Origin of the sequence: Streptomyces ossamyceticus (assembly GCF_001418475.1) — a bacterium.
Taxonomy (GTDB): Bacteria; Actinomycetota; Actinomycetes; order Streptomycetales; family Streptomycetaceae; genus Streptomyces; species Streptomyces ossamyceticus.
In genome coordinates, this window is sequence record NZ_LIQX01000480.1 from 1 (window position 1) to 12737 (window position 12737).

The following is a 12737-nucleotide window of genomic DNA, read 5'->3' on the forward strand; positions in this document are numbered from 1 at the left end:
GCGTACGCCGTCGGGGCCGCCTGTCTGCTCGCCGCGGCGGCCCCGACGGCGTACGCCACCCTCGCCGACGACGTCTCCTCCGGTCCCGTCGTGGCGCCCGGGCGCGGGGCCCCCTACATCGAGACCCGGCTGTTCTTCGGCACGGAGCGGCCCGACGGTGGCCCGACCGTCACCGACGAGGAGTTCATGGACTTCGTCGACCAGGAGGTCACACCCGGCTTCCCGGACGGGCTCACCGTGCAGCAGGGGCGCGGCCAGTGGCGCGACGCGAACGGCGTCATCGAGACGGAGCGGTCGTACGAGCTGACTCTGCTGTACCCGGTGTCGGCCGCCACCGCCGGCGACCGGAAGATCGAGGAGATCCGCGTCGACTACCGGAAGGCCTTCGGTCAGGAGGCGGTGGCCAGGGTGGACGACCGCACACGCGTCGACTTCTGAGGCAGCCCCTCCGGAGGGGGGCGGTCGTCACAGCCCTCCGCTCTGGTGCCGGAAAACTATCAGAGCTAGTTTTTGGTGCGAAGCACTCGGCGGCGCACTGGAAGGCACCACGATGAAGGCACACGACGGCATGTACATCGGCGGCGACTGGCGGCCCGCCGCCGGCACCGACACGATCGAGGTGGTGAACCCGGTCGACGAGCAGGTGATCGGCCGGGTCCCCGCCGGCACCGCCGAGGACGTCGACGCCGCCGTACACGCCGCACGGGCGGCCCTGCCGGGCTGGGCCGCCACGCCGCCCGCGGAGCGCGGCGCGGTGATCGGCGCGCTGCGGGACGCGCTCGCCGCGCGCCGGGAGGAGATCGCCGAGACGGTGACGGCGGAGCTCGGCTCGCCGCTGCCGTTCTCGCAGAAGGTGCACGCCGACCTGCCGATCGCGGTCGCGGGCTCGTACGCCGAACTGGCCGCGACGCACGCCTTCGAGGAGAAGGTCGGCAACTCGACCGTGTTCCACGAGCCCATCGGCGTCGTCGGCGCGATCACCCCCTGGAACTACCCGCTGCACCAGATCGTCGCCAAGGTCGCCCCGGCGCTCGCGGCGGGCTGCACGGTCGTCCTGAAGCCCGCCGAGGACACCCCGCTCGTCGCCCAGCTGTTCGCGGAGGCCGTGCACGAGGCAGGCGTGCCCGCGGGGGTGTTCAACCTGGTCACCGGTCTCGGCGCGGTCGCCGGGCAGGCCCTCGCCGCGCACGACGGCGTCGACATGGTGTCCTTCACCGGCTCGACGGCCGTCGGCCGCGGCATCGGCGCGACCGCGGGTGCGGCGATCAAGCGGGTGGCCCTGGAGCTCGGCGGCAAGTCCGCCAACGTCATCCTCCCGAGCGCCGACCTCGCCAAGGCGGTCAACGTCGGCGTCGCCAACGTCATGTCCAACTCGGGCCAGACCTGCAGCGCCTGGACCCGGATGCTGGTGCACGCCTCGCGGTACGAGGAGGCGGTCGAGCTGGCCGCTGCCGCCGCCGCGAAGTACGGGGACCGCCTCGGCCCGCTGGTCAACGCCAAGCAGCGGGACCGGGTGCGCGGATACATCGAGAAGGGCCTCGCCGAGGGCGCCCGGCTGGCCGCCGGCGGCCCCGAATCCCCGCGCGAGCAGGGCTACTTCGTGAGGCCCACCGTCCTGGCCGACGTGACCCCCGAGATGACCGTCGCCCAGGAGGAGATCTTCGGCCCCGTGCTGTCCGTCCTCCGCTACGAGGACGAGGAGGACGCCCTGCGCATCGCCAACGGCACGGTGTACGGGCTCGCCGGTGCCGTCTGGGCGGCCGACGAGGCCGAGGCGGTGGCCTTCGCCCGCCGCATGGACACCGGCCAGGTCGACATCAACGGCGGCCGCTTCAATCCGCGGGCGCCCTTCGGTGGCTACAAGCAGTCGGGGGTGGGACGTGAACTGGGCGCCCACGGCCTGGCCGAGTACCTCCAGACCAAGTCCCTCCAGTTCTAGTCCCAGTCTCAGCGCCTGCCGGTTGTCGCTGCCGTCGCCCGTTGCCTTGCTAGGAGAGTCGTTCCGTCATGACCGTTCGAGCCGCCGTACTGCCCGCTGTCGGGGCGCCGTTGGAGATCGCCGAGATCGAGCTGCCGGAGCCCGGGCCCGGCCAGGTCCGGGTGCGGCTCGCCGCCGCCGGGGTCTGCCACTCCGACCTGTCGCTGTCCGACGGGACGATGCGGGTGCCGGTGCCCGCCGTGCTGGGCCATGAGGGCGCGGGGACGGTACTGGCCGTGGGGGAGGGCGTCACCCATGTCTCGCCCGGCGCCGGGGTCGTCCTCAACTGGGCCCCGTCTTGCGGGAGTTGCCACGCCTGCTCGCTCGGGGAGGTGTGGCTGTGCGCGAACGCGCTGGCCGGCGTGGGCAACGTGTACGCCCGGCGCGCCTCCGACGGCACGGACCTCCACCCCGGCCTGAACGTGGCCGCGTTCGCGCAGGAGACGGTGGTGGCGGCTGGGTGCGTGCTCCCCGCCCCGGACGGCATCCCGCTCACCGACGCGGCGCTCCTCGGCTGTGCCGTCCTGACCGGGTACGGGGCGGTGCACCACTCGGCGCGGGTGCGGGACGGCGAGACCGTCGCGGTGTTCGGCGCGGGCGGAGTGGGCCTCGCGGCGCTCCAGGCGGCGCGGATCGCGGGCGCCTCGCGCATCGTCGCGGTGGACGTCTCCCCGGCGAAGGAGGAACTGGCGCGAGCGGCCGGGGCCACGGACTTCGTCGTCGCCTCCGAGGACACCGTCCGCGAGATCCGGGCGCTGACCGGGAAGCAGGGGGTCGATGTCGCCGTGGAGTGCGTGGGGAGGGCGGTGACAATCCGTACGGCCTGGGAGTCCACGCGGCGGGGCGGGCGCACGACGGTCGTGGGGATCGGCGGCAAGGAGCAGCAGGTCACCTTCAACGCGCTGGAGATCTTCCACTGGGGCCGCACCCTGTCCGGCTGCGTGTACGGCAACTCCGACCCGGCGCGGGACCTGCCCATCCTGGCCGACCACGTGCGGGCCGGCCGCCTCGACCTCGGCTCACTGGTCACGGACCGCATCTCGTTGGACGACATCCCGGTCGCCTTCGACAACATGCGCGCGGGCAAGGGGGGCCGGGCGGTGGTGACGTTCTGACCGACGTACGTCGTACGTGCGGGTGCGTGGGGGTTGTTCGCGCAGTTCCCCGTCAGGGGCGCGGGGCGGTGACATATGCGGCTCCGCCGCGTGGGCGCGACAACCACGACGCACCCGTACCCGCCGACAACCACGCGCACCCCCGAGCCACGAGGCGCCCCAGAACCGAACCCACCCGTGCACAACCGTTGACCGACATACCGTCCGGTCAGTACGTTCCCCGGAACGTCCCCGCACCCATCGGAGTGTGCACGCATGGACACCGCTCCTTCTCCCCGTCCCCCGCAGCCCGACCCCCGCCACCGCCGCAAGGTCGCCACCGCCGCGGCCCTCGCCTCGGCGGTCGAGTGGTACGACTACTTCGTCTTCGGCATAGCCGCGGCCCTCGTCCTCGGCGACCTGTACTTCCCCGCCGGCAGCTCCTCCGCGGGCGTCCTCGCCGCGTTCGCCACCTTCGCCGTCGGCTTCCTGGCCCGCCCCCTCGGCGGCATCGTCGCCGGTCACCTCGGTGACAAGCGCGGCCGCAAGCCGATGCTGGTCCTGGCCCTCACCCTGATGGGCCTGGCCACCACCGGCATCGGTCTCCTTCCCACGTACGACACGATCGGGATCGCCGCTCCGGTCCTGCTCGTGCTCCTCCGGGTCGCCCAGGGCGTCGCCGTCGGCGCCCAGTGGGGCGGCGCGATGCTGCTCGCCACCGAGTACGCCCCCGAGGGCAAGCGCGGGGTGTACGGCAGCTTCGTCCAGCTCGGCGTGCCGATCGGCGTGGTGAGCGCCAACACGATGTTCCTCGTGGTGGGCGCGACCACCGACGACGCGGCGTTCACCGCCTGGGGCTGGCGCGTGCCCTTCCTGGTGGGCCTGTTCGTCCTCGTCCTCGCCTGGTACATCCACCGCCATGTGGAGGAGACCCCAGAGTTCCGGGCGGCGGAACGGAAGCTGGCGGAGCAGGAGAAGGGTGAGAAGAGCTCGCCGCTCAGGACGATCCTCCGCGGTCACCTCGGCACGGTCTTCCTCGCCGGCGGTTCCTTCGCCGTGAACACCGCGACGTTCTACATCCTCATCACCGGCGTCCTCGACTACACCACCCGCGAACTCGACATGAGGCGCGGCGCGGTCCTCGCCGTCTCGCTCTGCGTCAGCCTCACCCAGCTCGTCCTGATCCCCGCCGCCGCGGCTCTCTCCGACCGGGTCGGCCGGATCCGGATCTACGCGTTCGGTGCGGCCGGCATCGCCCTGTGGGCCGTGCCGCTGTTCCTGCTCATCGACACCCGCTCCCTGGTGTGGCTGGCCGTCGGCACCTTCGTCGCCAGTTGCTTCCTCAGCATCATGTACGGGCCGCAGGCCGCCCTGTTCGCCGAGCTGTTCACGCCCGAGATGCGGTACACGGGTGCCTCGCTCGGCTACCAGATCGCGGCGGTCCTCGGCGGTGGCCTCGCGCCGTTCCTGATGGTGCTGCTGCTGGAGGCCACCGGCACGTCGATGGCGGTGTCCGCGTACATCATCGCGCTCTCGGTGGTGGCGCTCCTGTCGATCAGGGTCCTCGCCCGCCGGGCGAGCGCGCGCACCGAGCCGGCCCCCCAGGCGTCGGAGCCGGCGGAACAGGTCGGTTAGCCGCGTCGGCCGGGCCGTGGGCGCACAGGCCCGTCCACGCCGGGCCGTGGGCGCACAGGCCCGTCCGCCCCGGCCTAGGAGGTCCGATCGCGCTCGGGTCGTGGCTCCGGAACCGTGTCCGGAGCCACGGCCACCGCGACCGCCGCGACCTCGTCCGCACCGGTCACCGCCGTGCCGTCCGCGGCACCCGGGGCCCCCGCTCCGGCCCGCGGCCGGGACCGTGAGACGGCCACACCCGCCAGGCACAGCGCGCCACCGGCCAGGGTGAGCGGCCCCGGCACCTCGTCGAGCGCCAGCCATGACATGAGGACGACCAGCGCGGGCACGGCGTACGTGGTGGCGCCCATCCGGCTCGCGGTCGTACGGGCCAGGGCGTACGCCCAGGTCGTGAACGCCAGCGCGGTCGGGAAGACGCCCAGGTAGACCATGTTGAGGGTCGCGGAGAGCGGCGCGTCGGCCGCGTCCCGCACCAGCTGCCCGGCGAACGGCAGGCACAGCACCGCGCCGACGAGACAGCCGAAGGTGGTCACCTGGAGGGCGCTCGCCGAGCCCAGCGCGGGCTTCTGCGCGACCACGCCGCCCGCGTACGCCACCGCCGCGAGCACGCACAGCACGACGCCCAGCACCGAGGCACCGCCCTCGCCGGACATCGACAGACCCACCGCGACGGCGCCCGCGAACGACACCGCCATGCCCGCGAGCAGGCGGGGCGGCATCGGATCGCCCAGCAGACGGGCGCCGAGCAGGGCGATCAGGATGGGGCCGATGTTGACGACCAGCGCGGCCGTACCCGCGTCGACCTGCTGCTCGCCCCAGTTCAGGGCGACCATGTAGAACCCGAACCAGAGCGCCCCGGACACCGCGATCCCCCGCCACGCGGCCCGTGGCGGCCGGCCCTCCCGCCGTACCGCCCAGATCAGCCCGAGCGCCACCGCCCCGGACGCGAGCCGGCCGAGCGCCAGCGCCCCCGGCGAGTACGCCTGCCCGGCGCTGCGAATGGACACGAAGGCCGACGCCCACAGCACGACGGTCACGAGGGCGGCCCCACCGGCGAGCAGCTCGGCACGACGGGCGGGACGGACCCGGGAGTTCTCAGCCATGCCCCCGAGGCTAGGCGGGCCGCCGCACGGTGGCTCGCGGTTTTCGGACGCCGAACTCGGCGGGGCCCGCCGCCCGGGTGGGGTGGAAGGACCGCGGCGTGATCAGGGCCGCTCGTGCACCACGAGCCGCGACTGCCGTCCCGCGAACGCGCCGCGCAGCGCCCGTGCCTCACGGTTGCGCTCGGCGAAGATGCCCTTCTTGTCCACGTGGACGACGAGGACGTCGTGGCTGTCGACGACCTCTGAGATGCCTCGCGTCTGGATGGTGTCCCGCCAGGCATCCGTGTTCCGGCCGAACCACTCCGGCAATCCGCAGGGCTCGGCGACGGCGTCCCAGAAGTCGTCGAGCGTCTCGATCGACCGTCCTCGCAGGTCGACCACGAGCTGGGACTCCGTCTGCTTCGCCATCGAAGCAGAGTAACCAACCTCCACCGGGCCGGTCGACGGTGCGACGAGACAGCTCTAGGATCCCTGCCGCACCACCCGTTCGTACTGTGCCGCGAGGCCCTCCAGCAGCGCGTTGAGGCCCGCTTCGAACGCTCGCTCGTCCACCTTCTCCTGCTGTTCGGCCAGCAGATGGGCCTGACCGAGATGCGGGTAGTCCGCGGGGTCGTACGCGCTCTCGTCGTCCACGAAACCCCCGGCGAACGACCCGAGGGCGGAGCCCATGATGAAGTACCGCATCAGCGCCCCGATGGACGTGGCCTGCGCCGCGGGCCACCCCGCGTCGACCATGGCGCCGAAGACCGCGTCGGCGACCCGCAGTCCGGCGGGCCGTCGGCCGGGTCCCCGCGCGAGGACGGGCACGATGTTCGGATGGTCGCGCAGCGCACCGCGGTAGGAGAGCGCCCAGTCGTGCAGCGCGGTACGCCAGTCGCGCCCGTCCTCGAACATCGACAGATCGACCTGCGCGCTCACCGAGTCGGCGACCGCCTCCAGGATCTGGTCCTTGGTGCGGAAGTGGTTGTAGAGCGACGGCCCGCTCACCCCCAGTTCGGCCGCGAGCCGCCGGGTGGACAGGGCCGCCAGCCCCTCCGTGTCGACCAGGTGCCGTGCCGTCTCCACGATGCGGTCGGTGCTCAGCAGGGGCTTGCGCGGTCGGGCCATGGCGCACATAGTAGGGGTGCGTCATTAAACTAGCAGTGATAATTAAAGGAGGGGTGAGCCGCCGTGAACCTGGAGCTCAGCGAGGAGCAGACCGCCGTCCGCCGACTCGCCCGGGACTTCGTGGAGCGCGAGATCGCCCCGCACGTCGTGGACTGGGACCGCGCCGAGAGCGTCGACCGTTCGATCGTGAAGAAGCTCGGCGACGTCGGCTTCCTCGGGCTCACCGTCGACGAGGAGTACGGCGGCTGTGGCGGCGACCACCTCGCGTACTGCCTGGTCACCGAGGAACTCGGCCGCGGTGACTCCTCCGTGCGCGGCATCGTCTCCGTCTCCCTCGGCCTGGTCGCCAAGACGATCGCGACCTGGGGGAGCGAGGAGCAGAAGAGGCGCTGGCTGCCGGGGCTGACGGCGGGGGAGTACGTCGGGTGCTTCGGCCTCACCGAGCCCGGCACCGGCTCCGACGCCGGCAACCTCGCCACCCGCGCGGTCCGCGACGGCGACCACTACGTCCTCGACGGCACCAAGATGTTCATCACCAACGGCACCTGGGCCGATGTCGTCCTTCTCTTCGCCCGCTCCACCGACGCTCCCGGCCACAAGGGCGTCACCGCGTTCCTCGTCCCCACCGACACCCCCGGCCTGGCCCGCCGCACCGTCCACGGCAAGCTGGGCCTGCGCGGCCAGGCCACCGCCGAACTGGTCCTGGAGGGTGTCCGCGTCCCCGCCTCCGCGGTGCTCGGCCCGGAGGGCAAGGGCTTCACCGTCGCCATGTCGGCGCTCGCCAAGGGCCGGATGTCGGTCGCCGCGGGCTGCGTCGGCATCGCCCAGGCCGCGCTGGACGCGGCGGTCCGGTACGCGGGCGAGCGCGAGCAGTTCGGCAGTCCGATCGCCCACCACCAGCTCGTCCAGGAACTCCTCAGCGACATCGCGGTCGACGTGGACGCCGCCCGGCTGCTGACCTGGCGCGTCGCCGACCTCGTCGACCGGGGCCTGCCCTTCGCCACCGAGGCGAGCAAGGCCAAACTGTTCGCCTCCGAGGCCGCCGTCCGCGCCGCGAACAACGCCCTCCAGGTCTTCGGCGGCTACGGCTACATCGACGAGTACCCGGTCGGCAAACTCCTGCGCGACGCCCGCGTGATGACCCTGTACGAGGGCACCAGCCAGATCCAGAAGCTCCTCATCGGGCGGGCGCTGACCGGGGTGTCGGCGTTCTGAGCGCCGCGGGCCGCGGGAGTTCTGAGTACCGGGTGCGGTCCCGGACTGAGTATCCGGACGGATGTGGCGCGCCCCACATCCGTCGACCCTGGTCCCCATGAGTGAGACACCGGTCAAGCAGCAGAACACGGCCGCCTTCTACGGGCAGGCCGTCGCGTCGTTCGCCGTCGCCATGGCGGCCACCGGCGTCGGCATCTACAACCTGGACGCCGACGTCTGGGTCCGCGCCTTCCTCGCCATCGCGGTCCTGTACCTCGTGACCTCGGCGTTCACCCTGTCCAAGGTGATCCGCGACCGGCAGGAGGCCGGGCAGATCGTCAGCCGGGTCGACCAGGCCAGGCTGGAGAAGCTCCTCGCCGAGCACGACCCCTTCGAGAAGCTCTGACGCCCCGCACCGCCGTGCGCGCCGGGCGCCCGGCTGCTCGCCCCGCACGGTCGCGTCCCGCCCGCTCACCCCGCTGAGCGGGCACTCTAAGCGCTCGCTCACCTTCGGCGGTATGGTGGTGCCCAGCCACGGGAAGGGGCGAACGATCGATGAGTACGGCGGAGGAGACGGCCGGCGGCGAGCCGCAGCCGTGGGGCGAGGTCAGCCCGGACGCGGCCCGACGGCTGCTGGTGGCCGCCGTGGAGGCCTTCGCCGAGCGCGGCTACCACGCCACGACCACCCGTGACATCGCGGGCCGCGCCGGCATGAGCCCGGCCGCGCTCTACATCCACTACAAGACCAAGGAAGAGCTGCTCCACCGGATCAGCCGCATCGGCCACGAGAAGGCCCTCGACGTCCTGCGCACCGCCGCCGACTCCGAGGGCACCCCGGCCGACCGCCTCGCCGAGGCGGTCCGCTCCTTCGTCCGCTGGCACGCCGGGCAGCACACCGTCGCCCGTGTCGTGCAGTACGAACTCGACGCGCTGGGCCCCGACGCCCGCGCCGAGATCGTCGCCCTGCGCCGCCAGAACGACGCCGAGGTCCGCCGGATCATCCAGGACGGCGTCGCCGCCGGCGACTTCGACGTGCCCGACGTCAAGGGCACCACGGTGGCCGTCCTCTCCCTGTGCATCGACGTGGCCCGCTGGTTCAACGTCAACGGCCCGCGCACCCCCGACGAGGTGGGCGCCCTCTACGCCGACCTCGTCCTGCGCATGGTGCGCGCCACGAAGTAGGTACGCCCCCTCACGTCACGAGCCCGGCAGCTCCCCCGTCCAGCCGGATGCGGTGACCGGCGGCGAAGCGGTTGGCGGTGTCGGGGGCCCTCACCTCGACCTCGTGGACCTCACCCGGAACGAGCGGCTCCGGCCGCTCGGGGGAATGCCGGAAACGGCAGCGGACGATGCCGTCGGTGAGGTTCATCGCGGAGCCGTGCGGATAGTCGGCGTTCGGCGGGTGGACGTCGATCAGCTTGACGGTGAAGTCGGTGTCCGGGGCCGTGCTGGACACGTGGAGCCTCGCCCACACCGGGCCGGCCAGCACCACGTCCCGTTCCAGGGGCGGGGTGCTGAGGCTGATCACGTCCGGGCGGGAGTCCAGCGGCAGATACGGCGCACGCGCCCCGAACGCCCGAGCGTCCGGCGCGTTCTGGTCGTACGCCCCACCGGTCATCACCGGCTCTCCCGAGGTGACCTGGCCCCCCATGGTGGGGACCGGGTCACGGGGCGCCGACTGGCCACCCGGTCGCCCGCGGACCTGCTCACCCGGTTGCTCCCGACGGCCGTCCGGGTGTGGCCGGGGGAGCGGGTACGGCTGGACAAGCCGCAGATCGACGAGGTGAAGGTGGCCCCGTCGTGCTTGTTCCTTCTGCTCGGGTGTGGCCCCATCTGACGGTCAAGGTACGAACACGCGTCGTGCGTGGTGGTCCAGTACCCGGCCCAGGGCACCGCCCCCGCCGACCAGCTGAGCCTGCGGGACCTGCGGGACCTGCGGGACCGGTTGATGGCACTGACCTCGCCCGCACGGATGGAGCTGTGCCGGCATCTGCTGGGCGAGCCCATCACCACCTCGGAGCTCGCCGCCCGGCTCGGCTCCACCGAACCCCAGGTCTCGCGGGCCCTGCGCACCCTGCGGGACGCCGGTCGGGTGCGCTCCACCCGCGACGGCAAGCTCGTACGCCACCGGCTCGCCACGGACGTCGTCCGGCGCCTGGGCGACGACGTCCTCGCCACCGTGGCCGGATGACCGACGGCATGGTTCGGCGCAATCTTCGAAACATTCGAAGAGTATGAGTCGGACTTTTGATCTTCGCATTTCGAGGTCTTGAGGAAAGCATTTCTTCTGGGTGGTATCAACCGCTTCTGAGCAGGTAGTACGGCACTTCTTTGGTCAATTCCGCAGGGCGAATGTTTCGGAATCATTGCCGAAACCATTGACAGTTGACAGGGTCAGCTCAACACTCCCCCGTGACAGGGCCCCACGAGAGGGAGGAAGCACGCCAGATGAACGACGCACCCGCACCCGTGCCCGGCACCCCCAGCCGCAGGCTGTTCCTCGGCGGCGTCGGCGCCACCGCGCTGGCCGCCGCGACCACGCTCGCACTGCCCGGCACCGCCCACGCCGACACGGTCGTCACCAGCAACCAGACCGGTACCAACAGCGGTTTCTACTACTCGTTCTGGACCGACTCCCCGGGCTCCGTCTCCATGACGCTGGCCAACGGGGGCGCCTACCGGACCTCCTGGCGCAACACCGGCAACTTCGTCTGCGGCAAGGGCTGGAGCAACGGCTCCCGCAGGACGGTGACCTACTCGGGCAGCTTCAACCCGTCGGGCAACGCGTACCTGTGTCTCTACGGCTGGACGTCCAACCCGCTCGTCGAGTACTACATCGTCGACAACTGGGGCACCTACCGGCCCACGGGAACCTACCGGGGCACGGTCAACAGCGACGGCGGCACGTACGACATCTACCGGACGACGCGGTACAACGCCCCGTCCGTCGAGGGCAACCGCACCTTCGATCAGTACTGGAGCGTCCGTCAGCAGAGGCGGACCGGCGGCAGCATCACCACCGGCAACCACTTCGACGCCTGGGGCCGTGCCGGCATGCCCCTGGGCAACTTCCGCTACTACATGATCATGGCGACGGAGGGCTATCAGAGCAGCGGCAACTCCAGCATCACGGTGGGCGGTTGACGATGACCGTTCCGTTCCCCGCACCGTCGACGGCGCGTCCGTCGGCCCGGCCCTCCCGACCCCGGTCCTTACGTTCCCTGGTGGCGCTCCCGGCCGCCGTCGTGATGGCCGCCGTGGGCGCCCTCACCGCCGGCGCCGCCGCACCGGCGGGGGCCGCCGGGGCAGCCGCCTGCAACGGGTACGTCGGACTCACCTTCGACGACGGCCCGACCGGCAATACCTCGACCCTCCTCAACGCGCTGCGCCAGAACGGGCTGCGGGCCACGATGTTCAACACGGGCCAGAACGCGGCGGCCAACCCGGCCCAGGTCCGCGCCCAGGTGTCCGCCGGAATGTGGGTGGCCAACCACAGCTACACGCACCCGTATCTGACCCGGCTCTCCACGGCGCAGATCGACTCGGAGCTCGCCCGCACCCAGCAGGCCGTCGCGAACGCGGGCGGCGGCACTCCGCAGTTGTTCCGGCCGCCGTACGGGGACACCAACGCGACGGTGAAGTCCGTCGCGGCCCGGCGGGGCCTGACCGAGATCCTGTGGAACATCGACTCGCAGGACTGGAACAACGCCAGCGCGGACGCGATCGTGCAGTCCGTCGGCCGGCTCACCAACGGGCAGGTCATCCTCATGCACGACGGGCCTGCGAACACGCGTGCGGCGATCCCGCGCATCGCCCAGACGCTGGCCGCCCGCGGCCTGTGCGCCGGGCGGATCTCGCCCCAGACCGGACGCGCCGTGGCTCCCTGAGCCCGGTGACGGCGGTGCGCCCCGGCGGGCGACGCCCGACCGGTGCGAACAGCGGTACCCGTGGCGCGGCGGCTTCTCACCTCCGCCGCGCCACATCACCGACTCAGAAGTAGTAGCGCGACACGGACTCCGCCACGCACACCGGCTTGTCCCCGCCCTCGCGCTCCACCACCACCGCGGCGGTCACCTGCACACCGCCACCGACCTCCGTGACGTCCTGGAGGGTCGCCGTCGCCCGCAGCCGTGAGCCCACGGGGACGGGCGCGGGGAAACGCACCTTGTTGGTGCCGTAGTTGACGCCCATCTTCACGTGGTCGACCTTGAGCACCTGCGGCACGAGCAACGGCAGCAGGGACAGGGTCAGATAGCCGTGGGCGATGGTCGTGCCGAAGGGTCCCGCGGCCGCCTTCTCCGGGTCGACGTGGATCCACTGGTGGTCGCCGGTGGCCTCCGCGAACAGATCGATCCGCTTCTGGTCGACCTCCAGCCAGTCGCTGTGCCCCAGCTGCTCGCCCACCGCCGCCTTCAGCTCCTCGGCGGACGTGAAGATCCTCGGCTCTGCCATGTCCCGGCCTCCCGCATCCCGGATGCCACCGCATCCGCGTCAACCCTGTCCCATATGCCTAAGCAACTGCTTAGCATGGTCGGGCGGGCGACTCCTGTCAACGGACGGCGGCACCGCCCGGGGTCTCCAGCTGCTGGTCCGCAAGGTCGATTAATTGAGCGTAACCATGTGTGAGTG

The 12737-nt window shown here is 71.9% G+C and carries 15 protein-coding genes; 10 read left to right on the forward strand and 5 right to left on the reverse strand.

Translation table 11 applies throughout. The features are described 5' to 3' along the window. Positions 1-24 precede the first annotated feature (24 nt). The 4 genes from AOK15_RS30080 (at position 25) to AOK15_RS30095 (ending at position 4707) form a co-directional block, all read left to right on the forward strand. Positions 25-438 (forward strand): DUF3574 domain-containing protein, encoded by a 414-nt coding sequence (locus AOK15_RS30080; protein ID WP_063799070.1) that lies wholly within the window; start codon positions 25-27, stop codon positions 436-438. A 112-nt stretch (positions 439-550) separates the two neighbouring features. Further along, entirely contained in the window at positions 551-1939 is a 1389-nt protein-coding gene (locus tag AOK15_RS30085) for an aldehyde dehydrogenase family protein (RefSeq protein WP_055521492.1), read from the forward strand. 68 nt (positions 1940-2007) lie between these two features. Continuing rightward, positions 2008-3093: a Zn-dependent alcohol dehydrogenase gene (locus AOK15_RS30090; protein ID WP_055521493.1), complete on the forward strand. Its 1086-nt coding sequence runs from the start codon at positions 2008-2010 to the stop codon at positions 3091-3093. Between the two features lie 255 nt (positions 3094-3348). Further along, complete coding sequence (locus AOK15_RS30095; protein ID WP_055521494.1) at positions 3349-4707, forward strand: MFS transporter; 1359 nt, start codon at positions 3349-3351, stop codon at positions 4705-4707. A 74-nt stretch (positions 4708-4781) separates the two neighbouring features. Here the strand turns inward: AOK15_RS30095 and AOK15_RS30100 are convergent, their stop codons facing one another. From AOK15_RS30100 to AOK15_RS30110, 3 genes are all read right to left on the reverse strand, one after another. Then, a complete protein-coding gene (locus tag AOK15_RS30100) occupies positions 4782-5807 on the reverse strand; it encodes a DMT family transporter (RefSeq protein ID WP_055521495.1) in 1026 nt (341 codons plus the stop codon). A gap of 102 nt (positions 5808-5909) precedes the next feature. After that, the gene (locus AOK15_RS30105; RefSeq protein ID WP_055521496.1) at positions 5910-6215 is read right to left on the reverse strand and encodes a barstar family protein; all 306 of its coding nucleotides are present in this window, start codon (positions 6213-6215) and stop codon (positions 5910-5912) included. Between the two features lie 54 nt (positions 6216-6269). Then, positions 6270-6914 carry a TetR/AcrR family transcriptional regulator gene (locus AOK15_RS30110; RefSeq protein WP_055521518.1) on the reverse strand — a complete coding sequence of 215 codons (645 nt, stop codon included), beginning with the start codon at positions 6912-6914 and terminating at the stop codon, positions 6270-6272. 63 nt (positions 6915-6977) lie between these two features. Between AOK15_RS30110 and AOK15_RS30115 the strand changes: the two genes are divergently transcribed. From AOK15_RS30115 to AOK15_RS30125, 3 genes are all read left to right on the forward strand, one after another. After that, a complete protein-coding gene (locus tag AOK15_RS30115; protein WP_055521497.1) occupies positions 6978-8129 on the forward strand; it encodes an acyl-CoA dehydrogenase family protein in 1152 nt (383 codons plus the stop codon). 97 nt (positions 8130-8226) lie between these two features. Continuing rightward, complete coding sequence (locus tag AOK15_RS30120) at positions 8227-8514, forward strand: YiaA/YiaB family inner membrane protein (protein WP_055521519.1); 288 nt, start codon at positions 8227-8229, stop codon at positions 8512-8514. A gap of 149 nt (positions 8515-8663) precedes the next feature. Continuing rightward, positions 8664-9290: a TetR/AcrR family transcriptional regulator gene (locus AOK15_RS30125; protein WP_055521498.1), complete on the forward strand. Its 627-nt coding sequence runs from the start codon at positions 8664-8666 to the stop codon at positions 9288-9290. Positions 9291-9300: 10 nt separating this feature from the next. Here the strand turns inward: AOK15_RS30125 and AOK15_RS42845 are convergent, their stop codons facing one another. Then, positions 9301-9759 (reverse strand): CocE/NonD family hydrolase C-terminal non-catalytic domain-containing protein, encoded by a 459-nt coding sequence (locus AOK15_RS42845; protein WP_240508665.1) that lies wholly within the window; start codon positions 9757-9759, stop codon positions 9301-9303. Between the two features lie 213 nt (positions 9760-9972). Here AOK15_RS42845 and AOK15_RS47500 point away from each other — a divergent pair, with 213 nt between their 5' ends. The 3 genes from AOK15_RS47500 to AOK15_RS30145 all read left to right on the forward strand — a co-directional run bounded on the left by AOK15_RS47500 (position 9973) and on the right by AOK15_RS30145 (position 11995). Then, a complete protein-coding gene (locus AOK15_RS47500) occupies positions 9973-10299 on the forward strand; it encodes an ArsR/SmtB family transcription factor (RefSeq protein WP_240508666.1) in 327 nt (108 codons plus the stop codon). A 257-nt stretch (positions 10300-10556) separates the two neighbouring features. Then, a complete protein-coding gene (locus tag AOK15_RS30140) occupies positions 10557-11252 on the forward strand; it encodes a glycoside hydrolase family 11 protein (RefSeq protein WP_055521500.1) in 696 nt (231 codons plus the stop codon). Positions 11253-11356: 104 nt separating this feature from the next. Further along, positions 11357-11995, forward strand: a complete 639-nt coding sequence (locus AOK15_RS30145; protein WP_079058793.1) for a polysaccharide deacetylase family protein — start codon at positions 11357-11359, stop codon at positions 11993-11995. Between the two features lie 103 nt (positions 11996-12098). On the opposite strand, the gene AOK15_RS30150 is transcribed toward AOK15_RS30145, so the two are convergent. Next, on the reverse strand, positions 12099-12560 hold the full coding sequence (locus tag AOK15_RS30150) for a MaoC family dehydratase (protein WP_055521502.1): 462 nt from the start codon (positions 12558-12560) through the stop codon (positions 12099-12101). Positions 12561-12737: the final 177 nt, after the last annotated feature.

Coding starts and splice junctions, on each gene's coding strand:
- AOK15_RS30085 (WP_055521492.1), top strand. CDS start 551: ATGAAGGCACACGACGGCATGTACATCGGCGGCGACTGGCGGCCCGCC.
- AOK15_RS30090 (WP_055521493.1), top strand. CDS start 2,008: ATGACCGTTCGAGCCGCCGTACTGCCCGCTGTCGGGGCGCCGTTGGAG.
- AOK15_RS30095 (WP_055521494.1), top strand. CDS start 3,349: ATGGACACCGCTCCTTCTCCCCGTCCCCCGCAGCCCGACCCCCGCCAC.
- AOK15_RS30100 (WP_055521495.1), bottom strand. CDS start 5,807: ATGGCTGAGAACTCCCGGGTCCGTCCCGCCCGTCGTGCCGAGCTGCTC.
- AOK15_RS30105 (WP_055521496.1), bottom strand. CDS start 6,215: ATGGCGAAGCAGACGGAGTCCCAGCTCGTGGTCGACCTGCGAGGACGG.
- AOK15_RS30110 (WP_055521518.1), bottom strand. CDS start 6,914: ATGGCCCGACCGCGCAAGCCCCTGCTGAGCACCGACCGCATCGTGGAG.
- AOK15_RS30120 (WP_055521519.1), top strand. CDS start 8,227: ATGAGTGAGACACCGGTCAAGCAGCAGAACACGGCCGCCTTCTACGGG.
- AOK15_RS30125 (WP_055521498.1), top strand. CDS start 8,664: ATGAGTACGGCGGAGGAGACGGCCGGCGGCGAGCCGCAGCCGTGGGGC.
- AOK15_RS42845 (WP_240508665.1), bottom strand. CDS start 9,759: ATGGGGGGCCAGGTCACCTCGGGAGAGCCGGTGATGACCGGTGGGGCG.
- AOK15_RS30140 (WP_055521500.1), top strand. CDS start 10,557: ATGAACGACGCACCCGCACCCGTGCCCGGCACCCCCAGCCGCAGGCTG.
- AOK15_RS30145 (WP_079058793.1), top strand. CDS start 11,357: ATGGCCGCCGTGGGCGCCCTCACCGCCGGCGCCGCCGCACCGGCGGGG.
- AOK15_RS30150 (WP_055521502.1), bottom strand. CDS start 12,560: ATGGCAGAGCCGAGGATCTTCACGTCCGCCGAGGAGCTGAAGGCGGCG.